Below are 23,961 nucleotides of genomic sequence, written 5' to 3'. Positions count from 1 at the left end.
AAGATGAAACCCATACCGCGGTGGATTTTCATCGCCCGATCCCGGCCAGTCGCCTGACGCCACCCAGCCCGAAGCCACGCCGAACCGCGCCCTCGCGCCGTTACTGCGCCTTGGTCATAGGGATGATCTATGCCGATCATTGGCGACAAGTATCTGCCGCTTTGCCTTGGATTTTTACATCATTCCAGAACGTCTGATCGCCCCCGGCGGCCCGCAATACCGCGAGGATGCCAGTAGGGCCTGATACCAACGCCTAGTGCCTCATCAAGGGTTCCGCCAATGAGTGAAGCGATCACAATCGACAGACCGTCCTACATGGTAAGCGCACCCGTCACCATGGGACTGGACAATCTCGGCCGCGTCGAAGGCGGCCCGGTCAAGCAAGCCTTTTTCACCCACTTCCAGCCGGCATTCCTGCTCGCGGTCGTCGCGTTCTACTATTATGCGCCCGCCGAGTGGATCAAGCCGTCGGTCACCTTGTGGATCGGCCTCGGCGTCAAGTTCTTCATGCTGGCGATGGAGTGGGTCAGCCCCCGCTACAAGAGCTGGCAGCACACCTGGAAGGAGCTCGCTTGCGACACCTTCTACGTGGCCATGGGCATGATGGTCGTCCGCGTGTTCTTCGCGCCGATTAACAGCGACGCGATCATCACCTGGTTCCAGGACACGTTCGACCTCGCCAAGTTCGCCTGGTTCATGGGCCTGCCCCTGCTGATCCAGGCCTTCGCGATCTCGTTCATCGGTGACTACTTCCAGTACTGGATGCACCGCGGCATGCACAACTGGTACCCGCTGTGGGTCACCCACGCGCCGCACCACTTCGTCACGCAGCTCAACATCCAGAAGGGCAGCATCGGCAACCCGATCGAGATCTTCCTGATCGGCCTCGGCGTCGGCGGGCTGTTCGACTTCCTGCCGCGCGCGGCCCTGCTGGCCGGTGCCTTCGGCCTGGCGGTCGGCACCTACCAGCACTGCAACATCCGCTTCAACACGCCGAAGTGGTGGTTCAAAATCTTCAACACGACCGAGCACCACAGCCTGCATCACGCTCAGGACTACGACAGCACCCGCAGCAACTACGCCGGCACCTGGATCTTCATCGACCGCATGCACGGCACCTGCCGCGATGGCGAGGCCGAGCTCCTGGGCCAGGAAGGCGGCCGCCGCATGTCGATCTGGGAAACGATGCACTACACGTTCACAGAGCCGTACAAGCTGCTCAAGGCGAAGTTCGGCGCACGTCGCGGCATGGTCGCGGTCCCGGCCGAATGACGCAAGCGACCTCGCGGTGCTGGTCCCCCTCAGCAGCCGGCGCCGCGAGGTTCGCAACCACGAGACAACATCATCGCGTCGCTATCTCGAAGGAAAACCCGTGAACCTACGTTTCATCGACTGGATCTGGCGCGTTAGGGGCTCTGTCGATACGGGATCGAGCCAATCGCCCGCGGCGGTCTTCAGCAAGATCGACATCCTGTTTCAGGAAGAGAACACCACCCGCCGGATCGACGGCGACACGCTGACCTTCACCAAGTCGCGCCAGCGCCCGCAGGACAAGATGTCGGTCTTCGACGGCGGCACGCTCCGCGTCACCGACGGCGTGCTGCGCTTCGACATGATGAGCAAGGCGCTGCTGGCCTGCTTCCTGGCGCCGCTGATGTTCTACGCGGTCGGCCAGCTCGGCGTGGCGATGGACAAATGGCGCAATCCGCCCGAAGTCGTCGCCGCCAAGGCCGAGGCCGCCAAGAAGCGGCAGCTGGTCAAGCCCGAGGACGTGCCGATGAACGCGGTCGACCAGATGCTCGGCGCGCCGAAGCCCGAAAAGAAGAAGGGCGGCGAGGAAATGGGCAAGCGGAACCGCAAGCCCTCGATGACCACCGCCTACGTCTTCATGGGCATCTTCTTCGCGCTGTGGGTCGTCGGCCACTTCCTCGAGAACTATCTGTTCCGCTCGCGGGTCCGCAAGCTGCTGGCGGAAGAACCCGAGACCTCGCTGGACTTCGCAGCGACCCCGGCCTGAACACCGCCGAATTACAGGACGCCGGGTCGCCCGCTTAGCGGACGGCCCGGCGTTTTCGTTAGCGCACGGCCCAGCGTTCTCGAACGACCTTTTCCAGCACCGCGAGCGGCATCGATCCGTAAGCCAGCACGGCGTGGAATTCCTTGAGCGTGAAAGCCGGATTCTTCTTGGCCTCGTCGCGCAGGCGCACCCAGGCGGTGTGGCCGATCTTGTAGCTGCAGGCCTGCCCCGGCCAGACCGTGTAACGGTCGATCTCGCCCTGGCTGCGTCCGCGCGCGATGCCCGTAGCGGCCATGAAATAGTCGGTCGCCTTTTCACGGCTCCAGCGCTTGGCATGCATGCCGCTGTCGACCACGAGCCGGGTCGCGCGGAACAACAGCGATTGCAGATAGCCGACCTGCCCCAGCGGATCGCCCTCGAACATGCCCAGCTCGTCGGCGAGCTGTTCCGAATAGAGCGCCCAGCCCTCGGAGTAGCCCGAGAACCCGGCGCGGCGGCGGACGAGCGGGATCTCCGGGCTTTCCAGCGCCGCCATGACCTGGAGGTGATGGCCGGGCACCGCCTCGTGATGGGTCAAGGTGGCGAGGCCGAACTTGGGGCGATCGAACGTATCGCGCAGATTGATGTAGTAGATGCCCGGCCGCGAACCATCGAGCGTGGCCGCCTCGTAGTAACCGCCCGGCGCGCCGGCCTGGATGCTCGGCGGAACGCGGCGCACTTCGACCGGCGCCTTGGGCAGCGTGGCGAAGACCTCGGGCAGCCGCCGGTACATAGCCTCGATCTGCCGGTTCAGCTGCGCGAGCAGCGCCGCCCGCCCCTCGTCGGTGTTGGCATAGAGCTGATCGGGCCGCTTGTTGAGCTCGATTAGCCGTTCGCCGACCGTGCCCTGGCTCATGCCCTGCGCCTTGAGGATCGCATCGATCCGCCCGCCGAGTTCGGCGACCTGTTCGAGCCCGAGCCGATGGATCTCGTCGCCGCTCATCCGCACCGTCGTCGCCGCTTCGGCCGCAGCGGCATAGTAGGCCTCGCCATCGGGCAGGCGCCAGCAGCCGGCGTCGTGCACCGCCCTGCCGCGCAGCTCGGTGACCAAGGCGCGCTGACGGTCCAGCGCCGGGAAGACCTTCTGTTCGACGATCGCCGTCGCCCGCGCCACGCGGCCTGCCGGGAGCCCGGCCTCGGCCAGTTTCCTGGCGAAGCTCGCGACCATCACGCTCTGCTCGGCGGGCACGTCGCGCGCCGCGGCGAGCAGGCGCAAAGTCGTATCGAGGATGTAGTCGGGCGCGAACGCGCCCTTGGCGGCGTCACCGCGCTGCTGCTCGTTGTTGTCGTCGATCGCCTTGGGAAAGGCCTCGAGCCGCGATAGATAGGCGTCGGCTTCGACCGCGTCGCGCACGCGCACCTGCGCGTCGAGAAAGTCCGGCACGTCGCGATAGGCGCCGCTGAGTTGGCTCAGGACATAGGGCGACCAGATCGAGCCGCGCGAGAAACCGCCGCCATAGGGAAAGCGCTCGGCCCCGGTGATCGCCCTGTCGAGCTGATAGGCCATGACCTCGTGATCGATCCGCGCGAAGCGTGAGAGCGTCGCCACGTCGATCCTGCGGAGCGCTGCGAGATCGGCCTTGGCCCGGGCGAGCCGCCGGGCGCTGGCCGCCCCCGACAGATCGTCGAGCCGGGCCTTGAGCGGCGCGCGGCGGCCCGTGTCGAGCCCGAGGTTCGTCGCGCTTTCGGGCTCCTCGTCGAGCCGCACGTGGAAGATGCGATCGAGCAGCTCGTGCAACGCCTTGTCGCCGGCTCCGGCGGTGGGCGCGGCGGCAAGGCGCATCGGCGCGATCGTCGCTGCAGCCGCGCCAAGGACGAAGGTACGGCGTTCCATGATGATCCCCCGGTTGCAGGCCAGTCCGCACTATAGGCGGACCGTCAGGTCCCGCAAACCGTCCACTCGCGCGATCAGATTTCGCCGGCTTTCGCGAACTTGGCGATGTGATCGGCAGCGCGGAAGGCCAGCGCCTCGATCGTCTGGGTCGGCTGGCCGCGTCCCGAAGTCACCATGCTCGAACCGTCGCAGAGGAACAAGTTCTTGACGTCGTGCGTGCGGTGGTACTTGTCGATCACCGACGAACCCGCATCGTTGCCCATGCGGCAAGTGCCGAGCAGGTGGACGCCGCCGCTGGCCTCGCCGACCTCACCCGGGACGATCTGCACGGCCCCGGCCGCGTCCATGATCTCGACCGCGCGCTCGACCTGCCACTTGGCATGCTTCACGTCGTCGGGATGGTCCTTGTAGGTCACGCGGATCGCCGGGACACCCCAGTCGTCCTTGAGCTCGGGATCGATGTCGACGCGGTTGGTCTCCTGCGCCAGCGAGGTGCCGTGGCCCGAGCAGTTCATCCAGTAGGTGTAGGACTCGAGGTATTCCTTGAACTCCGGCCCCCAGTTGGGCGTCCCCTTGGGCACGCTCTGGCCCCAGGTCAGCGGCCCGCCCGAGCGCGCATCGAAGCCGCCGCCGCCGTAGAAGCCGCGCTTGGGATCGGAATCGTAGAAGTCGTGCATGATGCGCGTGACGTTGGCGCCCTTGTATTCGTTGAGCGGATGCTCGAACCGCGCCTGGGCACCGCCGCCCTTGTTGAACATCAGGTAGCGACCGACCTTGCCGCTCGAATTGGCCAGGCCCTGCTCGAAACCGTTGGTGGCGGAGTTGAGCAACAGCTTCGGCGTCTCGGCGCCATTGGCGCAGACCACGACGGCGCGCGCGTTCTGGAACTGCTCCTTGCGGTCGCTGTCGTAGTAGTAGACGCCGGTCGTGCGTCCGGCCTTGTTCATGCCGATGCGGAAGACGTAGCTCTCGGAGCGCACCTCGCAGCGGCCGGTGGCCTCTGCCTCGGGGATCACGGTCCAGACCGACGACGACTTGGCCATGACCTCGCAGGCGAAGCCGCCGCACAGGCCGCACTGCGCGCAGGCCGGGCGGTCGCGATAGGTCACCGAATTGATCGCCATCGGCGCCGGGAACGGATGCAGCCCGAGCTTGCGTGCGCCGCGCTCGAACAGCACGCCCGAGGACTTCACCGGCAGCGGCGGCATCGGATAGGGCTTCGAACGCCAGGGATCGAACGGGCTCGCGCCCGCCAGGCCCGAGACGCCGACTTCCCACTCCACCTTGGTGTAATAGGGTTCGAGTTCGGCATAGGTGATCGGCCAGTCGACCAGGCTCGCGCCTTCGATGCCGCCGTAGCGGCTACCCTCGATGAAATCGATCTCGTGCAGGCGCCAGAAGTTGGCGTTGAAATGGGTCGAGCTGCCGCCGACGACGCGCGCATAGGTCAGCGGATTGCGGCCGGCGGTACGCTCGGCCTTCTCGGTCGCGTCGCGGCGGAAGGTCTGCGGATTGGTCGCCGGGTTATTGGTGATGCCCGAGAGTTGGCGGTATTTGAGCTCGTCGTGCTCGAACTCGTGCGCCTCCATGCGCGGGCCCTGCTCCATCACGACGACGCTGTTGCCGGCGCGCGCCAGCTCGCGCGCCATGATGCCGCCCGAGGAACCCGAACCGACGACGATGAAGTCGACCGTCTCGCTGGTCTTGAATGTCTTGCGATCCATGAGGCGGGCTCCGTCAGGCGGTGTAGGGCTTGGTGCCGGGATAGGGTTCGAAGCCCGCGTAATCGCGGTCGTAGTAACCGAAAGGCGGCTCCCAATAGTGGTTGTCCTCGACCCCGATCAGCTTCCAGCCGAGGTTGTCGTGGTTGCCGCCGTACTTGGGCAGCGCGATCAGGCCGAGCACGGTCAGGCGCCGCACCGCCGTGAAGAAGGGCGTCTTGTCCGCCTCCTTCAGCCAGGCGGTCTGCTGCGCCTCGGGCGCCGCGGAGAACGGCGCGCCGGCGCCGTAGCGCGCGGCATAGGCGCTGCCGAACTCGGTCAGGCCCTTGCGAAAGGCGGGCAACTGGCCGGCGAAGAAGCTGCCGAGCGCATTGTCGATGAAGTAGATCACCCGCGCATCGCGGGCACCGGGGGTGGCGCCACCGGGCACGATCCGGTTGGCGATCGCGTCGACCTCGGCCGCCTCTGCCGCGGTCAAGGTGGTCAGGCTGGTGGGTCCCGCCGCCGCGTCGTGACCGGCATGATCGGCATGTTCGGCCGCCACCGCGATCTGCGGCCAGTTCAGCGTGATCCAGCCGACGCTGGCCAGGTTGCCCACGGCCGCGAGGAACTGGCGACGCGAGGGGATTGGTTGTTCCATGGGCCGCTCCGAATCTGGCTGGAAAGCCCACGATTCCTGCGCCCCAGGCATCCGACCGGGGAATACGGCAAACGGCGCATGGACGAGACGCGCCTGACGCTATGAGTTGGCGGACCCGGCTCGCTGGGGCGGGGTTTGTTTTTGGTCATTCTTGCGCGCTATGACGCAAGCAATGAAGCGACGGTCGATAGCCATTGCCGGATGCGGAATCGGCGGCTTGGCGACCGGGCTCCTGCTCGCGCGCGCCGGCGAACGCGTTGCCCTGTTCGAACGGTTCGAAAAGCCGAGGCCTATCGGATCCGGCCTGATGATCCAGCCGACGGGGCTGGCCGTGCTCGCGAAATTGCACCTGGCGGAGCGGATCCGGCACGAAGGTGCCCGGATCGACCGCTTGTTCGGCCGGGCCGGCGACCGCGTGGTCCTGGATGTAAGCTATTCGGCGATGCCGCGCGGCGACCGCTTCGGCATCGGCATCCACCGCGCCAGTCTGTTCGCCGCCCTGCATGACGCGATCCTGGCCGAAGGCATCGATATTCGCACGGATCACACCGTCGTCGGCTCGCGGCTTGTCGCCGGCGGACGGTCGCTGCTCTTCGCTGACGGACAAGCCAGCGAAGGCTTCGATCTTGTCGTCGATGGACTGGGAACGCGTTCGGCCTTGGCTCCGCCCACCGGCTACGAGTTGGACTATGGTGCGCTTTGGGCCAGTCTCGATTGGCCCGGCGGCAGCCCCCTCGATCCCCACACACTGTCGCAACGCTATCGCCGGTCGAGCACCATGGCGGGTGTACTGCCCTTGGGTGTCGGCGCCGGTGAGACCCTGCGTGCGGCCTTCTTCTGGTCCCTCAAAGGCACGGACTATCCGCGGTCGCGAGAAACCGGACTGGCCGCCTGGAAACAGGAAGTTCTGGCGCTCTGGCCCGAGTGCGAGCCCTTCCTCGAGCAGATCGTCGATCGCGATCAACTGACCTTTGCCCGCTATGCCCACCGCACCCTGAAAACACCCCTGGAAGACAGGCTGGTGCACATCGGCGATGCCTGGCACTCGGCCAGCCCGCAGTTGGGCCAGGGGGCGAACATGGCGCTGCTCGATGCCTGGGCCCTGGCGAGGGCCTTGTCGGAGCATGGAGACATCGCGCAAGCGCTCACAGAGGCGATTGCGTTGCGTCGTCGCCACGTCAAACTCTACCAGGCGCTGACCTGCTTGTTCACGCCGGTCTACCAGTCCGACAGCCGCCTGCTGCCCTTCGTACGCGATCGATTGGTCGGCCCTGTCTCGAAGCTCTGGCCCGCCACCGCCATCCAGGCATCGATGGTCAGCGGCTTGATCGGTGATCCGCTCGGCACACTAGGCCTAGAGGAATATTCTGCCTTGGTCGAAACCCAGGCCTTGCCGGCATGACGGCCGAGCCCGTGCGCCGTGTGCTCGTCCTCGGGGGCTATGGCGGCTTTGGCGGCCGCATCAGCCGGCGCCTGGCAGGCCAAGGACTGGAGGTGCTCGTCGCCGGACGTTCGTTCGCCAAGGCGGAGGCCTTCTGTCGTGGCGATCCGCATCTGATCCCCGTCGAACTCGAGCGCTCGGACATCGTCGCGGCGCTGTCGCAGCACGCCCCCGACCTGCTCGTGGATGCTTCGGGCCCGTTCCAGGCCATGGACCTCACGATCCCGCGAGCCTGCATCGCCGCGGGGGTCCACTATTGCGATATCGCCGATAGCAGAGCTTTCGTCACCGCGGTGCCGGAACTCGACGCCGCCGCGCGCAAACGCGGGGTCGTCTTGATCTCGGGCGCGTCGAGCGTCCCGGCGCTTTCCGGCGCGGTGGTCCGAGAGCTTTCGACAGGGCTCGACCGAGTGACCGCAGTCGAGATCGCGATCAGTGCTTCGAACCGCGCCGCGGCCGGTCCTGCCGTAGCGGCAGCGATCCTGGGTCAGGTCGGCAAGCCTTTCCGCGCTCGACGCAGCGGGCGCGAGGACATCGCATATGGCTGGCAGGAACCGATCCGCATCGATTTCGAAGTGGCGGGCCTGCGTCCACTCCGAGGCCGCCGCGTCGCACTCGTCGACGTGCCCGACTTCGCACTGATGCCGGATAGTCTGCCGGGCACGCCGAGTGTGATATTCCGCGCGGGCACCGAGCTCGATTTCCAGAACGTCGCGCTGGGACTGCTGAGCTGGCCAGTCCGCTGGGGCTGGCTGGGATCGCTTGCCGGCCTCGCCCGCTGGATCGCACCCATGCAGCGGCTGACGGCGCGGCTGGGAAGCGACCGATCGGCCATGAGACTGCGCCTGTTCGGCCTTGATGGCAACCAGCGGCTGGAGCGGCGTTGGACCTTGATTGCGGAGCACGGCGACGGACCCGAGATTCCGGCCCTCGCCGTGCCCCCGCTTGCCGCGCGCATCCTGGCGGGCGCAGAGCCGCCCGGCGCCCGAGACGCCGGGCAAGCCCTCAGGCTCGCCGATTTCCAGGACGCCTTCGCTGGCCTCGCGATCGCGCATGCGACCAGCGAACGAACGCTTCGGCCACCGCTCTACGCCCGCGTCATGGGCAGCCGCTTTGCGGAGCTGCCCCAGGCACTGCGGCGGATCCACGAGGTTCTCCGCGACGGCGGCGCCTCGGGCGAGGCCGAAGTCACCGGGCCCGCGAACCCACTCGGCAAACTAGTCGCCCGCATCATGCGCTTTCCAGTTGGGGGACGATACCCGCTCCACGTCTCGTTTAGCGAACGCGACGGTGGCGAGCACTGGACGCGCCATTTCGGCGCTCGGGCCTTCGCCAGTTCGCTGGAGGAGGCGGACGACTGCCTTGTCGAACGGTTCGGACCATTACGCTTCCGCTTCGACCTGCCGAGCGATCATCGCGGTCTAGAGATGCGGATGGTGGGTTGGTCGGCCTGGCGCGTGCCGCTGCCGCTCTTCCTCGCGCCCCGGTCGCGCGCGCAGGAGTGGGAAGAGGATGGCCGCTTCTGCTTCGACGTTCCGATCGCGCTGCCGCTCATCGGCCGTATCGTTCATTATCGGGGGTGGCTGACCGCCAGCTAGCCCGCTGCGCTTCGGGCTTCGACTACCGCGCCCGTATGGTCAGGCATTGCGACACCACGCCGATCGGACCCGTGCGGTCGTGCAGCGTGCTGTTGGTCAGGCCGATGCCCTCGGTGCCGAACGACACGGTCGTATCGAAGCCCAGCCAGGGGCCTTGCGGCTCGGCGAAAAGGTGAACGGTCAGGTCGACGTTGGGAAAGGCCACCGCATTGACCGCTTCTCGCGGAGCCAGGCCGTTGGCGATATCGACGATGGTCAGGGCCTGCGCGATCGTGCTGACCGCCTCGCCGGCGACGAGCGCGAGGTCGCTGCGCACCCAGGACGCCGCGCGGCCTTTCGCCAAGGGGGTGCGGCGAACGTCGACGCTGCGCACGAAGCCGCCGGGCCAGGTCTCGCCGACTTGCCACGGCGCCATCGATTCCAGCGACGGGATCGCCGGGAAGGCCGTGCCCGCGAAGGCCCCCGTGTCGAAGGCCTGAAGCAACCAGGCGCGCGCGACCACGGCGGTGCGGCCGCCATGGGCCAGGCGCGCCTCGACCAGCTCGATCGTCCGCCCCGGCCGCAGCACCGAGACCTCGACCTCGACGACGTCGATCGGCAGGGTGCCGAGGATGTCGTAGGACAGGCGCACGAGCCGCAGTCGGTCGTCGCGCCGGGCAGCATGATCGCGCTCGATGGCGTGGGCGATCAGGCCCAGCGCCGGCGCGATGTGCTGTTCGGCCGGATTCCAGGCGCCGCCGACATGCTCGGAGGCGCGGAAGCTGCTGGGTCCCAGGCGTTCGAAATAGAACATCGCGCGCGTCCTAAGCCCCGGCGCCGATCAGTTCGCGACCGATCAGCATGCGGCGGATCTCGTTGGTGCCCGCGCCGATGTCGAGCAGCTTGGCGTCGCGCAGGTAGCGCTCGACCGGCCAGTCCTTGGTATAGCCGGCGCCGCCCAATGCCTGGACCGCCTCGCCCGCGACGCGGAAGGCGCTTTCGCTGGCCAGCAGGATCGCACCCGCCGCGTCGAAGCGCGTGGTCTGGCCGGCGTCGCAACTGCGCGCGACGGCATAGGTGTAAGCGCGCGCCGATTGCAGCGCGACGTACATGTCGGCGACCTTGGCCTGCATCAGCTGGAAGGTGCCGATCGCCTTGCCGAACTGCTTGCGCTCGCGGACGAAGGGGATGACCGTGTCGAGGCACGACTGCATGATACCGAGCTGGAGCCCGGCGAGGACGACGCGCTCGTAGTCGAGCCCGCTCATCAGCACACCGACGCCGCCATTGAGCGGCCCCATGATCTGGCTCTCGGGCACGAAGCAGTCGTCGAACACGAGCTCGGCCGTCGGCGAGCCGCGCATGCCCAGCTTGTCGATCTTCTGGCCGATCGAGAAGCCCGCAAAGTCCTTCTCGATGAGGAAGGCGGTGATGCCTTTCGAGCCTTCGCCCGTCTTCGCATAGACCACCAGGGTATCGGCATAGGTGCCGTTGGTGATCCAGAACTTGGTGCCGTTGAGCCGGAAGCCGCCCGCGACCGCCTCGGCCTTGAGCTTCATCGAGACGACGTCCGAACCGGCGCCGGCCTCGGACATGGCGAGGCTGCCGACGTGCTCGCCCGAGATCAGCTTGGGCAGGTACTTCGCCTTCTGCTCGGGCGTGCCCCAGCGGCGGATCTGGTTGACGCAGAGGTTCGAGTGGGCGCCGTAGCTGAGCCCGACCGAGGCCGAAGCGCGGCTGACCTCCTCGACCGCGATGACGTGGTCGAGATAACCGAGTCCGAGCCCGCCCTGGTCTTCCTCGACGGTGATGCCGTGCAGGCCCAGCTCGCCCATCGCCGGCCAGAGCTCGCGCGGGAACCAGTCCTCGGCATCGACCTTGGCGGCGAGCGGCGCGATCCGCTCGTCGGCGAAGCGCGCGGTGGCTTCGCGGATCATCTGGGCGCTTTCGGGCAGGCCGAAGTCGAAGTCGGGGGTCGCGCGCATGTGCCATCCTCTCGCTGTCTCGCGGGTCGAACGGCATCATACGCATCTGCCGCATCCGAAGAAAATTGAAACGGCGACGGCATCAGTATAGAAAAAATCTATGATAAAGCGGTCGCACATTCGCCATTTCCTGGCCGTGGTCGAAACCGGCAGCTTCACCCAGGCCGCGCACCGCATCCGCGTGACCCAACCGACACTGTCGCTCGGGATCGCCGAGCTCGAACGGCTGGTCCAGACGCAGCTTTTCGTGCGCACGCGCAAGCGGATCGGACTGACCGACGCCGGCGCGCATTTCCTGCCGATCGCACGCGATCTCGAGCGCGGCTTCCGCCAGGCTGACGCCTTCGGCCGCGGCGAAGGCGACGACTGGCCGCAGCTCAAGCTCGGGGTGATCCGCTCGATTTCCGCCGAACTGCTCGAAACGGTGGTGGCCGCGCTCGCCGCGGAATTCTCGATCGAACTGATCGAAGGCACCGATTCCGAGCTGCGCGCGGCGCTGGCCAGCCATCGCATCCATCTCGCGCTCGGCGTGATCGGCGCGGACACGAGCCATGTGGTGCCGCTGCTCGACGAGCCTTTCGTCATGCTGGTGCCGCAGGATCGAGACCTCGCCAGCCCGGTCCGCCCCGAAGATCTCGCGGCCGAAGTCATGATCCTGCGCCGCGGCTGCGAGAGCCTCGACGAAACCAGCCGCTTCTTCACTCGCCACGACGTCCGCCCGCGCTTCGCCTTGCGCAGCGACAGCGACGAGCGCTGCATCCGCATGGTCGCCGCGGGGCTCGGCATGACCACCGCGCCGCTGTCGCTGCGCGGCCCAGGGACGAAGCCGATCGTGGTGGCGGGCTACGATCTGCGCCGGACGATCGGCTTTCGCGCCGAGCCCGACTGGCTGGCCGAAGCCCAGGCGCCATTCGGGCGAGCGGTGGCGCAGATACGGGAGCGCCTGCTCGTGTCGCTGGATCGCGTCGGACGCATCGTCGGCGAGCGGCCGCACATCGTGATAGAGGCTTGAAAAGCCTTACCCCACCCCGAGTTCGACCTCCATCACCTTGCGCATCTCGAACTTCTGCGCCTTGCCCGTGACCGTCATCGCGAAGGCCTCGACCACGCGGACGTAGCGCGGCACCTTGTAGTGGGCGATGCGGCCCTTGCAGTGGGCGATGATCTCCTCGCCCGAGAGCACCACACCGGGCTTGGCAATGACCCAGGCGCAGACCTCTTCGCCGTATTTCTCGTCGGCGACGCCGAAGACCTGGGCATCGGCCACCGCCGGATGGGTGAGCAGGTATTCCTCGATCTCGCGCGGGTAGATGTTCTCGCCGCCGCGGATGATCATGTCCTTGATCCGGCCGGTGATGCGGACGTAGCCGGCGGCGTCGATCGTCGCGAGATCGCCCGAATGCATCCAGCCCTCGGCATCGATCGCCTCGGCGGTCTTGTCGGGATCGTTCCAGTAGCCGAGCATCACCGCATAGCCGCGCGAGCAGTATTCGCCCTGTTCGCCGATCGGCAGGGTCGCGCCGTCGGGGCCGATCACCTTGGCCTCGGCATGCGGGTGGACGCGGCCGACCGTGCCGACGCGCTCCGCCAGCGGATCGTCGGTCGCGGTCTGAGTGGTCAGCGGGCTGGTCTCGGTCATGCCGTAGCCGATCGTCACCTCGCGCATGTTGAGCTTGTCGATCACCGCCTGCATCGTCGCCACCGGGCAGGTCGCGCCGGCCATGATCCCGGTGCGCAGAGTCGAGACGTCGTAGTCGGCCAGGTCGGGCCGGTTGAGGATCGTGATGAACATCGTCGGCACGCCGTAGAGCGCGGTGCAACGCTCGGCCTGGACCGCTTCGAGCGCCAGTCCGGGATCGTAGGCCTCGCCCGGATAGACCATCGCCGCGCCGCTGGTCAGCGAAGCCAGGTTGCCCAGCACCATGCCGAAGCAGTGGTAGAGCGGTACCGGTATGCAGATCGCATCGTCTGGCCCGACGCCGATCAGCCGCCCGGCGAAATAGCCGTTGTTGAGGATGTTGCGGTGGGTCAGCGTCGCGCCTTTGGGGAAGCCCGTGGTGCCGCTGGTGAACTGGATGTTGATCGCATCGTTGCGGTCGAGCGTTGCGGCGACGGCGTCGAGCCGCGCACGATCGACCGGCGCACGCAGCGCCGCCCAGGGCAGGAAACCTTCGTGCTCGCCCTCGCCCAGCGCGACCATCAGCCGCAGTTGTGGCAGCCTCTCGGGTCCCAGTTCGCGCAGCATGGCGATATAGTCGCTGGACTTGAACGCGCTCGCGATGACGAGCACCGAGCAGCCGACCTTGTTGAGCGCATAGTCGACCTCGGAGGTGCGGTAGGCCGGATTGATGTTGACGAGGATCGCACCGATCTTGGCCGTGGCGAACTGGATCACCGTCCATTCGGCGCAGTTCGGCGCCCATATGCCGACGCGGTCGCCCTTGCCGACGCCCCGGTCGAGCAGGCCGCAGGCCACGCGATCGACCTCGGCATCGAGTTCGGCCCAGGTATAGCGCAGCCCCTGGTGGCGCGAGACGAGCGCGGGGTTCGGCCCCCACTGCCGCGCCGCCGCCTGCAGCGCTTCGCCGATCGTGATCTCCAGAAGCGGCGTTTCGGTCGGCCCGGCGGCGTGGCTGGTCTCGATCATCGGGCGATGTTCACCACTTGCGTCTGCGTATATTCGGCCAGGCCTTCGACCGATTGCTCGACGCCGAGGCCCGAGTTCTTGAAGCCCGCCATGGGGATATGCGGACCGATCGCGATGTGCTGGTTGACCCAGACCTGGCCGCTCTCGATCCGCCCGGCGATCGCCGCCGCGCGCTCGACGTCCCTGCCCCAGACCGAACCGCCGAGACCATATTCGCTGGCATTGGCGCGCATGACGACGTCGTCGATGTCGGCATAGGAAATCACCGGCAGGATCGGGCCGAACTGCTCCTCGTCGACGATCCTATCACCATCGGTGACGTCGCGCACGATGGTGGGCGCGATGAAGAAGCCGTCGCGATCGAGCACCTGACCGCCGGCGATCACCTTGCCGTCGCGCCGCGCGGTCTCGAGGAAACCCTGGACCTTCTCGAACTGCGCGCGGTTCTGGATCGGGCCGATCGACGTGCCCTGCTCGAGCCCGTCGCCGACCACCGCCTCCTGCGCCAGCCGCGCCAGTTCCTCGCACATCGCGTCGTAGATGTCCTCGTGGACGTAGGCGCGCTTGACCGCGAGGCAAACCTGGCCGGCGTTGAGGAAGGCATTGCCGAAAATCGCCTTGGCCGTCGCCTTGATGTCGACGTCGTCGAGCACGATCGCCGGATCGTTGCCGCCGAGTTCCAGGGTCACGCGCTTGAGCCCGCTGGCGGCATTGGCGACGATCGCCTTGCCCGTACCGGTCGAGCCGGTGAAGCCGATCTTGGCGACGTCGGGATGCGAGGTCAGATGGGCGCCGAGGTCGTTGGCATCGGTGATGATGTTGACCACGCCCGCGGGGAATATCTCGCGGCAGAGCTCGCCGAGCTTGAGCGCGGTGACCGGTGTGGTCGGCGCGGGCTTGAGCACGATGGCATTGCCCGCGAGCACGGCCGGGCCGATCTTCCAGCAGGCGACGAGCAGCGGGAAGTTCCAGGCGATGATACCGACGACCACGCCCAGCGGCTTGTGCCGGACCGCGATGTAGCCCTGGTCGTCGTCCTGGATCACCCGGTCGGGCAGGTCGAGCGTGGCGTAGTGGCGCAGGTAGCCTTCGGTCCAGGCGACCTCGCCCTGGGCCTCGGGCAGCGGCTTGCCCTGTTCGAGGGTCAGGCTGCGCGCCAGCGCATCGGCATTGGCGGCGACGGCATCGGCGAGCGCGACGATCCGCGCGCGCCGTTCGTCGATCGGCGTCGCGCCCCAGCCCGGCAGCGCCGCCTTGGCCGCGGCGATCGCGGCCTCGGCCTGGCGCGGCGAGGCGCGCGGCACCGTGACGAAGGGCTGCCCCGTCGCGGGATTGACGACCTCGAGGGTCGCGTCGCCCGCGACGAGTTCGCCGCCGATCAGCAGTCGGTACTCGGTCATGATCCTCAGCCCTTCGTTTTCGTTCTTCAGAACTTGGTGCCCACGGTGACGCCGTAGGTGCGCGGGTTGCCGATGTGGTTGTAGTCGAGCCCGAAGCCCGCCAGCAGATCGACGCGCGAGGTGAAGTAGAACTTGTTGGTCAGGTTCTTGCCCCAGACCGAAGCGTTCCAGCGTCCGTCCGCGGTCTCGAAGTCGAGATGGGCGCCGACGATGGCATAGCTGCTCTGGCGCAGCCGGGGCACGTTGAGCACTTCGAAGAACTGGCTCGACTGGTAGGCCATGTCGGGGTGGAACGAGAGCCGGCCGCTGTCGTTGTCGAACAGGGTGAGGTCGGCGCCCAGGTTGAAGGTCACGCTCGGCGCGTTCGACAGGCGGTTGCCCTAGACGTTGACGCCGCTGACCGTGCCGCGCAGGATCTTGGTCGAGAGCACGCCCAGGCCCCCGCGCAGCGACAGCATGTCGCTCGCGCGGATCGAGAGCTCGGCTTCGCCGCCGTAGATCCGCGACTTGTCGATGTTGAGCAGGGTCTGCGCCGCCGTCGCCGGATCGACGTTGATGAACTGCTGGTTGCGATAGTCGTAATAGAAGCCCGCCATGTTGAGCGTGATCGAGCGCCCGGCGAACTGGAGCTTGGCGCCGACCTCGTAGGCCGTGACCTTCTCGGGCTTGGCCACCGAAAGCTCGGAAGGATCGAAGAAGGCCTGGGCGTTGAAGCTCGGCGCGCGATAGCCTTTCGACACGTTGGCATAGAGCAGGTCGTTGTCGGCGAACTTGAGGTCGATGCCGATCTTTCCCGAGAGATTGTCGGTCTTGTAGCGCAGCTCCGAATTCGGGATCAGGTTGGTGACGAGCACGCCATCGACGCCGAAGGCATTGGCCTCGAAGTCGCTCTGCCGGCCGCGGTCGTTGGTATAGCGCAGGCCGCCGCGCAGGGTCACCGCATCGGACACCACGTATTTGAGATCGGTGTAGACCGCGAAGCTCTTCTTGATCTGGGTGAACCGGTTGTTGAACAGGCAGCCGAGCGGGAAGCCGACCGCGCAGTCATTCGCGGTGATGCCGGGCAGTCCGTCGGAATCGACGTCCTTGCCGATCTCGAAGGTGGTGCGGTTGAAGACCTTCTCGCGGTTGTAATAGACGCCGAGGATGAAATCGAACGGGCCGCCGGTGTCGCTGGTCAGGCGCAGGTCCTGCGCAAACTGGCTGGCCTTGTCGTAGTAGGGGATTTCGAGCGTCTGCCCGGCGATGCCGTCGGTATCCTCATAGAACGAAAGCTTGCCGTCGTCGTAGGAGGTGATGCTGGTCAGGGTCAGCCAGTCGGCCACGTCGATGTCGGTGGTCAGCGCGACCGACCAGGTTTCCGCCAGGCGGCGATCGTCGATGTTGGCGGCGATCTCCCACTTGCCCAAGCCCGGCCTGTTCACCGCCTCGGGCTGCGCATAGATGCCGTAGTTGCGCGGCGTCTGCCGGCTGTAGGAGCCGCGCAGGGTCATGCGCAGGCCGTCGGTCGGCTCGACATAGAGTGTGCCGCGCAGCGCCCATTCGCGCACGCTGGCGAGATCGGCCTTGCCCGGCACGACGTTCTTGAACCAGCCATCGGCATTGGCGAAGACGCCCGCGAGGCGCAGCGCCGCCTTGTCGCCCAGCGGCAGGTTGATCGCGCCGTTGACGTCGATCCGGTTGTAATTGCCGTAGCCCGCGTTGAAATAGCCGCTGGTCTCGCCCAGCTTGGCCTTGCGCGCGATCAGGTTGACCGCGCCACCCGTGGTGTTCTTGCCGTAGAGCGTACCTTGCGGCCCGCGCAGTACCTCGACGCGTTCGAGATCGAACATCGACACGCCGAGGAAGGCGAAGTTGCCCTTGTAGACCTCGTCGTAATAGGTCGCGACCGGGCTCGACTGGTTGAGGCTGTAGTCGGACATCGACACGCCGCGCAGCGCGAAGATCGGCGTGTTGTCGCCGACGATCGAGGTCAGCTGCAGGTTGGCGACCTTGGTGACCAGATCGTCGACATTGGTCACGCGCGCGCGTTCGAGCGCATCACCGCCGATCGCCGAGATCGAGATCGGCACCGATTGCAGGTTCTCGGCACGCTTGGCGGCGGTGACGACAATCTCATCGCCCGCACCGGCCTCGGTTTCCGCCTGCGCCCAGGCCGGGCTGGCGAAGAGCGCGGCGGCGATGGCGAGATTGGGCAATGCCCAGATCCGCATTTTGACGTTCGACATTATCGTTCTGCCCTTCCCTGTGTGCGGTGTGTTTGCCGTCAGTCATCCCTCATGCGTGCAATGAGGCGCGCTCTTGTCGGCGCTCGGTCGAGCCGCAGCGGATCGCGGCGCAGCGCGCCGATCTCCGCCTCGGTATATGGTCGGAAGCCCGCCGGGACGTGGCGGGCATCGAAGCGGTGCAAGGTCCAGTTGAGCAACTGCGCGAGCCGGCGGTCGCCGAGATCGGTCATCGCCACGCCGGGCACCCGGCCGACGAATTCGCGTCCGCCTTCGACCTGGAGGAAGCGCGCGACCATGCCCTTGAGCGGCGGCGTGCTCGCCATGTCGCCGGTGCCGTCGGGGCGGTGGCAGCCCTGGCACTTGAGCATGTAGTCGATCCGCGCCTGCGCCGGATCGGGCACGCCGGTCATCGCCAATGGCGGGTTTGCCGCATCGCCGGCATTCCCCCAAGCTGCCAGCGGCACCAATGCGGCGGCAAGAGCAAGGGGGGCGAGGCGCTTCATCGTGGTATGGCCTAGGGGTGGAGCTTGGCGACGTCGGCGGCGGTCAATTTCGCGCCGCTGGCCCGCGCCGCCGCGACCTCGGCGGGGGTGAAGGCGCGGAACGGCGGGCCGACCCGCGCGATGACGGTGCCGACGTGGTTGAGCACGGCCGCCACCGCGGCATCGTCGAGCCCACCTTGCGCCGGCATCATGCCGCGATAGGTCCGGCCCTCGACGGTCAGCGGCCCCATCAGCCCCTTGATCACCGTCAGCGACAGATAGCGGCGCCCCGCAGGCGTGGTCGCCTGGCTGCGAAAATCCGCGCCGAGCGGTGGGAAGGCGCCGGGGACGCCGCGGCCCGTGGCGGTGTGACAGGCGGCGCAGCGCGTATAGATCTGCGCGCCGTTTGGGGCCGGGCCAGCCGCGAAGGCGGGGGATCCCGCGGCCGTGAGGGAAAGGCCCAGCCCCAGGCTCAGGGCGGCCGACAGCATCGGCCCCCGGCTCACTTCGCATCCTCCAGCGCGACGCCGACGATCGCCGCGACCGAGCAATTGTAGATGCTGCTCTGCGTCCCCAGGCACCAGTTGTAGTCGTTGTTGGCCTGGGGGCGGACCTGCGGGCGATCACCCTCGTTGCGGTTGCACAGGCACTGTCCGCAGGACGAGACGCCGCAGCAGTCGTTGTAGCTGATCACATAGGCACGGCCGTCGGCGGGGTTCGTGCAGGTGCCGATCCAGGTGATCGGCGACATCTCGGTGCCCGGCGGGCAGGTGTTCACCGTGCCGCCGCAGCAGGTGCAGAGGAAGCCGTCGATCGCGCAGTAGCGCCAGTATTCGCAGGTCGTCGCGTCGCCGGGATCCTGGGGGTTGCTCGACATGACCGGCGGGCGCTTGTCACCGCCGCTCGGTGCCGGGGTGGCGGCGCGCGCCACGGGCAGCGCCGGGATTACCGCCGCGCCGGTGGCCAAGGCACCGAGCCAAGCCAGCGAGGAACGGCGCGAGGTGCCGCGGGCGAGCCCGCGCGAGAGCTTTTCGGTCCAGCGATCGAAGTCGGCCATGGTCAGAGGCTCCCGCTGCGGCGCGCGAGGAAGTCCTGGATCGAGGCGACGCCGCGCTCCTTGGCTTCGAACAGGCTTTCGAGATGTTCGCGGCTGTTGACGAGGCCGAGCGAGGCCAGGCGGCCGTCCTGGTCGAGCAGTACGGCGTAGGGCAGCTTAGACACCCCGAACGAGCGGCCGAGCGCTTCGGACAGGACCATCGGCAGATCGCCCAGCCCGTGCTGGTCGGCCATGGCGCGATAGGCGGCCTCGTTGCCGTCACCCGCGACCACCACGTCGAGCCAGTCGGCCTCGGCCTTGGCGGAGGACCGCAGGACCGGCAGCAGGCTCTTGCACATCGGGCAGTCGGGTGCGGCGAAGAACACCAGCTGGCTGCGACCGCGCGGGCCGCCGACGGTGACGCTGCCTCCGCCCACGGCCTTGAGCTCGAGCGCGGTCGGCACCTCGCCCACGGCGACGTTCTGGTGCAGCGTCAGCGCACCGGCGGGGGCGATACGCTCGTGCAGGATGCCGACCTGGCGGGCCAGCGCCGCAACGAGCAGGGCGAGCACGACCACGGCCACCCATAGGAGGATCTGCGACGTCAGCATCATGGCTTGTTCCTCACGAATTGGGGAAGAGCAGAAAGTTCGGCAGCGGCGAACCACAGCGCCAACAGCGCGAGCGCGGCGAAGGGCGCTTCGGCGGTCCAGACCGGACCGGGCATGGCAAGCTGGACGAGCGAGAGCGCTGCCAGTGCAGCGGGACGCAGGATCGCGGCCGCAGCGACCGGGCGCTCGCGCCGGACGAGATCGCAGCCACAATCGAGCCGTTCGCCGCGGCGGCGCCAGAGCGCCAGGGCATAGGTCGTCCACAGCGCCGCCGCGAGCGCGCCGCCGACCGGCGCGGGCGCGGCGAGCAGCGAGAGCGCCGCGAGTGCCTCGACCGCGGCGGCGGCGAGCAGCAGCACGGGGCCGAGCGGTGCCGGCGCGCCGGTCAGGCGGGCCGCGACCGGCGCCAGCCGCGCGCGATCGACCAGCTTGTGACCAGCCGACACCGCGAGCAGCAGCGCGAGGAAGAGCGTGACCGGCGCCATCATTGCGCGGGCACCAGCAGGATCGGATTGGCCCCCACGTTCGCGCCGAGATGGCGAACGAGCTGGCCGCTCTGCGCGTCGAAGACGTCGACCTTGGCATCGGGCCGCGAGACCACCAGCCGCGGCGCCGCCTCGCGCGTCACCGTGATCGAGCCGGCCAGACCGCCGAGGTCGATGCGGCGCAGGCGCTTGTTGGCCACGGGATCGACCACCCAGACCTCGGTACCACCGTCCTTGTGGCTGCCCTCGCGGCCGTTGGGGCTCATCAGCACGTAGAGCAGGCCCTTGGCGTCGCTGGCGATCACCTGCCAGCCGCCGGGCCGCCATTCGGGCGCCCCACCCTCCGCCGTCCCGACCGAGGCCTTGGCGGGCAAAGGCTTGGCCACGGCGCCGGACAGGTCGACCGCCTGGAGCTGGCCGTAATAACTGACGAACCAGGCGGTCTTGCCGACCAGGGCGGGCATGCCGAACAGCGGTTGCCGGTCGATGTCCTGAAAGCCTTCGAAAGTCTTCGACGAGGCGACCGCGCCCTTGTCGTCGAGCGTCATGCTGATCAGCGAACCGTCGGCGCAGAGGCTGGCAAAGCCGCGGTCGCCGGTGGGATAGATCTGCGCGCAACCCGGCAGGTCGATCTCGTTCAGCACCTTGCGGCCATCGAGATCGACCACGGTGATCGACTGCGCGGGGGTGAAATTGGCGACCAGCGCCCACTTCTCGCGATTGGTGAACTGGAACAGGCCCGTGTAGCTGACCGAGAGCTGGCGCTTGCCGCCAGGCAGGACGATCTCGCCCTTGGGCTCCAAGGTCGCCGTGTCCCAGATCGTGATCGCATCGGTCCGCTCGCCGCGAGTGAGACGCGAATAGAACGTCTCGGCCGTGTAGATCTCGCGCTTGCCGCGCGACAGCAGATAGTTGGCGAACTGGGCCGCGCGGACCTGCGCCTTGAGCGGCAGCTTCTCGTTCTGCGTGTCGACGATCGCAATACGGCCATCGAGCAGCGCGTTGAAGTGGAAGTCGTGGACCAGTAGCCAGGATGCCGGATAGTCCGCCGGCAAAGTCGCGACGCTGGGAATAGCTTCCTCGGGCAGCGGCGCCGACTTGGCGAATGCCGGTGCCGTCGTGGAAACGAGCAGTAGAGCCAGCGACGATAGTGTCGTCCGCATGGATGTCCCCTCTTGCTTCGATCGGAATTGCCGAAGAACTGCAACAAAAGTGACCTAGAGGGATAAAAGTTGTCAAGCGTCCTAAATTTGTCGTAAGACCTATTTTTTACAGGCGAATGAGGATGGCCTAAATGACGGAGATCAAGGGAAACTTCCGGTCGATCACGGTCGCCGACCTGGCCTTTCCCCCTCGCGAGGGTGGCTATGCCAAAGGCCACGAAACGCGCGAGGCGATCCTCGCCGCCTCGCTCAACCTGCTCGTCGAGGAGGGCTACCAGGCCATGTCGATGCGCCGAGTCGCGGCGGCCTGCGGCATGAAACTGGGCAACCTCACCTACCATTTCGCCAGTCGCGAGGACCTGGTCCGCGGCCTGCTCGATGCGGTCATCCGCGCCTACGAGATCGAGTTCGCAGCGATCGTGCACATGCCCGGCACCCCGCCCGAGGAACGCCTGGCGGAGATTTGCGGCCTCATCCTCGAAGACATCCGCACCAAGAAGACGACGCGGGTGTTTCCCGAGCTATGGGCGCTGTCGAACCACGACCCCTTCGTCTTTGAGCGCGTGCAGGAAACCTATGCCCGCGCCCGCGCGCCGCTGGTCGAGATCGTCGGCGAGATGCGGCCCGACCTGAGCGAAGACCAGCGCCACGATCTCGCCCTGTTCATCTCGGCCTCGATGGAAGGCACGACGATGTTCGCAGGCTACGAGAAACCCTTCGAGGCGCGCATGCCCATGATCGAAACGATCGCGATCAAGTCCTTCGTCGATCTGGTGCGCAATTGGGAAGACCCGGAGCCGAACTAGGCGGATCGGCTTTCGACCCGAATGCCAAGCCTCAACCCGCCTCACGATATTGAACATTGTATTCCATAAGCTATATATAAATCCAAATAGTCCATTGACTCCTATATCCAGTCAATTACCCAAAGGGCGTTCGCGGGCGGCGCCGCACGCCGGCCGCAATCAACGGGAGAGCATGGGATCCGCGTGCCGTCATCGATGGCGAAAGCGGCTCTGTGGGCAGCAAGGTTTCGCGCGCCTCGGCAATGGCGCGTGACGGTGCCGGCTGACGATGCCCTCCCGCTGAAGCGCCCCGAGGGAGAGGATCGATGACGAATCTGGCCAAGCCGGCGACGCATGTGAACGGCGAACTGATCCTGCTCTGGGCCATGCCGGTGATCTGGATCTTCTGGCTGGGATCGTTCCTCGCGTTCCCCGGCTTCGTCACGCCGATGTCGCCGAAGCTGTCGGCGCAGGAGGTGGCCGCCTTCTATTTCGATCCCGCCAACCTGCCGCGGATCCGCTATTCGATGATCGTGTTCAACTGGTTCGGCGTCGCGCTGATCCCGTTCCTGGCGATGATCGCGATGCAGGTGCAGCGCATGGCCCATCGCACGCCGATCCTGACCTATTGCTTCATCGGCTGTATTGCCGGCGGTCCGACGCTGTTCTGCATCGCCGACCTGTTCTGGCTGATCGCCGCCTTCCGCCCCGAGCGCGATCCCGCACTGGTGCAACTGTTCAACGACATGGCCTGGGTGACCTTCACCAGCCAGGTCGCCTTTCTGATCGCACAGAACGTGTTCCTCGCCGTCGCGATCCATCTCGATCGCCAGCCGCGACCGATCTTCCCCACCTGGGTCGCGCACTTCAACCTCGCGACCGCCCCGGCGATGGCGCCGGCGGCTTTCGCCGCGATCCATTTCGACGGCCCGATCGCCTGGGACGGCGCGCTCTCGTTCGGCCTGAAGAACGGCGCGATCGCGCTGTGGATCGTCGTCATGACCTTGGTGACGGGTCAGGCGGTCTACCGCCAGCGGCACGAACAGGGAGCCGCGGCATGACCGTCGCCGCGCTCGCGCAAGAGACCGCGCCGCAGCCCCCCGCCTCCAGCCTCGGCAAGCTGGCCTGGCAGTGGCGCCACAATCCCAAGCTCGAGCTATGGCTGTCCTGGTACACTATCCTCGTCTTCTACAACGTGTTCGGCATCGTGTTCTTCGGCATCACGCGGACCCAGCCGCCGCCGAAGGCCTGGTGGGACCTGCCCAAGATCGTCTGGTGGTTCCACGACAAGGGCTGGGGCCTGCTGGTCGGCTTCGGCATCATCTTCGTGATGGGCGCCTTCGCCACGGCCTCGACCGCGCTGATCACCTATTCGATCCGCCGCATGTCGGTGAGCCCGGCCTTCGCCTGGTCCTACCTGATCCTCTATTCGCTGGCCGCCGTGCCGGGCATGCTGCTGACCTGCATCGCGCTCGTCACCGGGGCGATGCGCCCCGATCGCGATCCCAGGCTGATGGGCCTGCTCTACGACATGGGCTTCCTGTCGTTCAGCGGCACGATGGGCATCTTCCTGATCGGCTCGGTCGTCTGGGGCGTCGCCATCCTGCTCGACGAGAACGCGATCCTGCCCAAGTGGTTCGGCTACTTCAACATCTGCAACGCGCTGACCGAGGTCGTCGTCGCGACCTGCTGCGTGCTCAAGAGCGGCCCTTTCGCCTGGGACGGCGTGATCGCGTTCTACATCAACATGGTGGTGTTCGGCATCTACACCGGCCTGTTCATCACCTACCTCCGCAAGATGATCGAGCGCGAGGACATGGACAGTCCCCAGGTGCGCGGCATCCGCTAGCGCCGCACCGCCGCCGTGCCC

At 67.0% G+C, this 23,961-nt stretch carries 23 protein-coding genes; 8 read left to right on the top strand and 15 right to left on the bottom strand.

From position 1 onward, the window contains the following. The first annotated feature begins 279 nt into the window (after positions 1–279). Both OLX23_RS16880 and OLX23_RS16875 read left to right on the top strand, forming a co-directional pair. Entirely contained in the window at positions 280–1,272 is a 993-nt protein-coding gene (locus OLX23_RS16880; protein WP_264446183.1) for a sterol desaturase family protein, read from the top strand. Between the two features lie 100 nt (positions 1,273–1,372). Beyond that, positions 1,373–2,017, top strand: coding sequence for a hypothetical protein (locus OLX23_RS16875; protein WP_264446182.1), 645 nt, complete (start codon positions 1,373–1,375; stop codon positions 2,015–2,017). Positions 2,018–2,075: 58 nt separating this feature from the next. On the opposite strand, the gene OLX23_RS16870 is transcribed toward OLX23_RS16875, so the two are convergent. From OLX23_RS16870 to OLX23_RS16860, 3 genes are all read right to left on the bottom strand, one after another. Continuing rightward, positions 2,076–3,890: a DUF885 domain-containing protein gene (locus OLX23_RS16870; protein WP_413629902.1), complete on the bottom strand. Its 1,815-nt coding sequence runs from the start codon at positions 3,888–3,890 to the stop codon at positions 2,076–2,078. Between the two features lie 74 nt (positions 3,891–3,964). Then, the gene (locus OLX23_RS16865; protein WP_264446181.1) at positions 3,965–5,614 is read right to left on the bottom strand and encodes a GMC family oxidoreductase; all 1,650 of its coding nucleotides are present in this window, start codon (positions 5,612–5,614) and stop codon (positions 3,965–3,967) included. A 13-nt stretch (positions 5,615–5,627) separates the two neighbouring features. After that, a complete protein-coding gene (locus tag OLX23_RS16860) occupies positions 5,628–6,251 on the bottom strand; it encodes a gluconate 2-dehydrogenase subunit 3 family protein (RefSeq protein WP_264446180.1) in 624 nt (207 codons plus the stop codon). 160 nt (positions 6,252–6,411) lie between these two features. Between OLX23_RS16860 and OLX23_RS16855 the strand changes: the two genes are divergently transcribed. After that, positions 6,412–7,653: an NAD(P)/FAD-dependent oxidoreductase gene (locus tag OLX23_RS16855; RefSeq protein ID WP_319641330.1), complete on the top strand. Its 1,242-nt coding sequence runs from the start codon at positions 6,412–6,414 to the stop codon at positions 7,651–7,653. Then, positions 7,650–9,290: a DUF4166 domain-containing protein gene (locus tag OLX23_RS16850; RefSeq protein ID WP_264446178.1), complete on the top strand. Its 1,641-nt coding sequence runs from the start codon at positions 7,650–7,652 to the stop codon at positions 9,288–9,290. Before OLX23_RS16855 ends, OLX23_RS16850 begins: the two co-directional genes overlap by 4 nt. Before the next feature lie 22 nt (positions 9,291–9,312). On the opposite strand, the gene OLX23_RS16845 is transcribed toward OLX23_RS16850, so the two are convergent. Together OLX23_RS16845 and OLX23_RS16840 are read right to left on the bottom strand one after the other, a co-directional pair. Then, positions 9,313–10,083 carry a thioesterase family protein gene (locus OLX23_RS16845; RefSeq protein WP_264446177.1) on the bottom strand — a complete coding sequence of 257 codons (771 nt, stop codon included), beginning with the start codon at positions 10,081–10,083 and terminating at the stop codon, positions 9,313–9,315. Positions 10,084–10,093: 10 nt separating this feature from the next. Beyond that, a complete protein-coding gene (locus OLX23_RS16840; protein WP_319641329.1) occupies positions 10,094–11,254 on the bottom strand; it encodes an acyl-CoA dehydrogenase family protein in 1,161 nt (386 codons plus the stop codon). A 100-nt stretch (positions 11,255–11,354) separates the two neighbouring features. On the opposite strand from OLX23_RS16840, the gene OLX23_RS16835 reads away from it, so the two are divergent. Beyond that, a complete protein-coding gene (locus OLX23_RS16835) occupies positions 11,355–12,266 on the top strand; it encodes a LysR family transcriptional regulator (RefSeq protein WP_264446176.1) in 912 nt (303 codons plus the stop codon). 6 nt (positions 12,267–12,272) lie between these two features. Here OLX23_RS16835 and OLX23_RS16830 read toward each other — a convergent pair whose 3' ends face one another. The 10 genes from OLX23_RS16830 to OLX23_RS16785 are packed head-to-tail and all read right to left on the bottom strand — an operon-like array spanning position 12,273 to position 21,306. Then, positions 12,273–13,901: an AMP-binding protein gene (locus tag OLX23_RS16830; protein ID WP_264446175.1), complete on the bottom strand. Its 1,629-nt coding sequence runs from the start codon at positions 13,899–13,901 to the stop codon at positions 12,273–12,275. Beyond that, positions 13,898–15,301 (bottom strand): aldehyde dehydrogenase family protein, encoded by a 1,404-nt coding sequence (locus OLX23_RS16825; protein WP_264446174.1) that lies wholly within the window; start codon positions 15,299–15,301, stop codon positions 13,898–13,900. Before OLX23_RS16825 ends, OLX23_RS16830 begins: the two co-directional genes overlap by 4 nt. Before the next feature lie 26 nt (positions 15,302–15,327). Beyond that, on the bottom strand, positions 15,328–15,654 hold the full coding sequence (locus tag OLX23_RS25825) for a hypothetical protein (RefSeq protein WP_264446173.1): 327 nt from the start codon (positions 15,652–15,654) through the stop codon (positions 15,328–15,330). Positions 15,655–15,681: 27 nt separating this feature from the next. After that, complete coding sequence (locus OLX23_RS16815) at positions 15,682–17,529, bottom strand: TonB-dependent receptor domain-containing protein (protein ID WP_264446172.1); 1,848 nt, start codon at positions 17,527–17,529, stop codon at positions 15,682–15,684. Between the two features lie 38 nt (positions 17,530–17,567). Then, the gene (locus tag OLX23_RS16810) at positions 17,568–18,032 is read right to left on the bottom strand and encodes a cytochrome c (protein WP_264446171.1); all 465 of its coding nucleotides are present in this window, start codon (positions 18,030–18,032) and stop codon (positions 17,568–17,570) included. Between the two features lie 11 nt (positions 18,033–18,043). Then, a complete protein-coding gene (locus OLX23_RS16805) occupies positions 18,044–18,502 on the bottom strand; it encodes a c-type cytochrome (protein ID WP_264446170.1) in 459 nt (152 codons plus the stop codon). Positions 18,503–18,513: 11 nt separating this feature from the next. After that, positions 18,514–19,068, bottom strand: a complete 555-nt coding sequence (locus OLX23_RS16800; RefSeq protein WP_264446169.1) for a methylamine dehydrogenase light chain — start codon at positions 19,066–19,068, stop codon at positions 18,514–18,516. 2 nt (positions 19,069–19,070) lie between these two features. Further along, positions 19,071–19,661 (bottom strand): thioredoxin fold domain-containing protein, encoded by a 591-nt coding sequence (locus OLX23_RS16795; protein ID WP_264446168.1) that lies wholly within the window; start codon positions 19,659–19,661, stop codon positions 19,071–19,073. Then, the gene (locus OLX23_RS16790) at positions 19,658–20,146 is read right to left on the bottom strand and encodes a MauE/DoxX family redox-associated membrane protein (protein WP_264446167.1); all 489 of its coding nucleotides are present in this window, start codon (positions 20,144–20,146) and stop codon (positions 19,658–19,660) included. The genes OLX23_RS16795 and OLX23_RS16790 overlap by 4 nt, the downstream gene beginning before the upstream one ends. Beyond that, on the bottom strand, positions 20,143–21,306 hold the full coding sequence (locus OLX23_RS16785; RefSeq protein ID WP_264446166.1) for an amine dehydrogenase large subunit: 1,164 nt from the start codon (positions 21,304–21,306) through the stop codon (positions 20,143–20,145). The genes OLX23_RS16790 and OLX23_RS16785 overlap by 4 nt, the downstream gene beginning before the upstream one ends. 131 nt (positions 21,307–21,437) lie before the next feature. On the opposite strand from OLX23_RS16785, the gene OLX23_RS16780 reads away from it, so the two are divergent. The 3 genes from OLX23_RS16780 to OLX23_RS16770 all read left to right on the top strand — a co-directional run bounded on the left by OLX23_RS16780 (position 21,438) and on the right by OLX23_RS16770 (position 23,940). Beyond that, positions 21,438–22,112: a TetR/AcrR family transcriptional regulator gene (locus OLX23_RS16780; protein ID WP_264446165.1), complete on the top strand. Its 675-nt coding sequence runs from the start codon at positions 21,438–21,440 to the stop codon at positions 22,110–22,112. A gap of 305 nt (positions 22,113–22,417) precedes the next feature. Continuing rightward, entirely contained in the window at positions 22,418–23,152 is a 735-nt protein-coding gene (locus OLX23_RS16775; protein WP_264446164.1) for a hypothetical protein, read from the top strand. Further along, positions 23,149–23,940 carry a hypothetical protein gene (locus OLX23_RS16770; RefSeq protein WP_264446163.1) on the top strand — a complete coding sequence of 264 codons (792 nt, stop codon included), beginning with the start codon at positions 23,149–23,151 and terminating at the stop codon, positions 23,938–23,940. The genes OLX23_RS16775 and OLX23_RS16770 overlap by 4 nt, the downstream gene beginning before the upstream one ends. Positions 23,941–23,961 lie beyond the last annotated feature (21 nt).

The sequence above is a fragment of the Novosphingobium sp. JCM 18896 genome, from assembly GCF_025938095.1.
Classification (GTDB): domain Bacteria; phylum Pseudomonadota; class Alphaproteobacteria; order Sphingomonadales; family Sphingomonadaceae; genus Novosphingobium.
The sequence above is the reverse complement of the archived record's forward strand: the minus strand, read 5'-3'. Positions and strand labels throughout refer to the sequence as shown.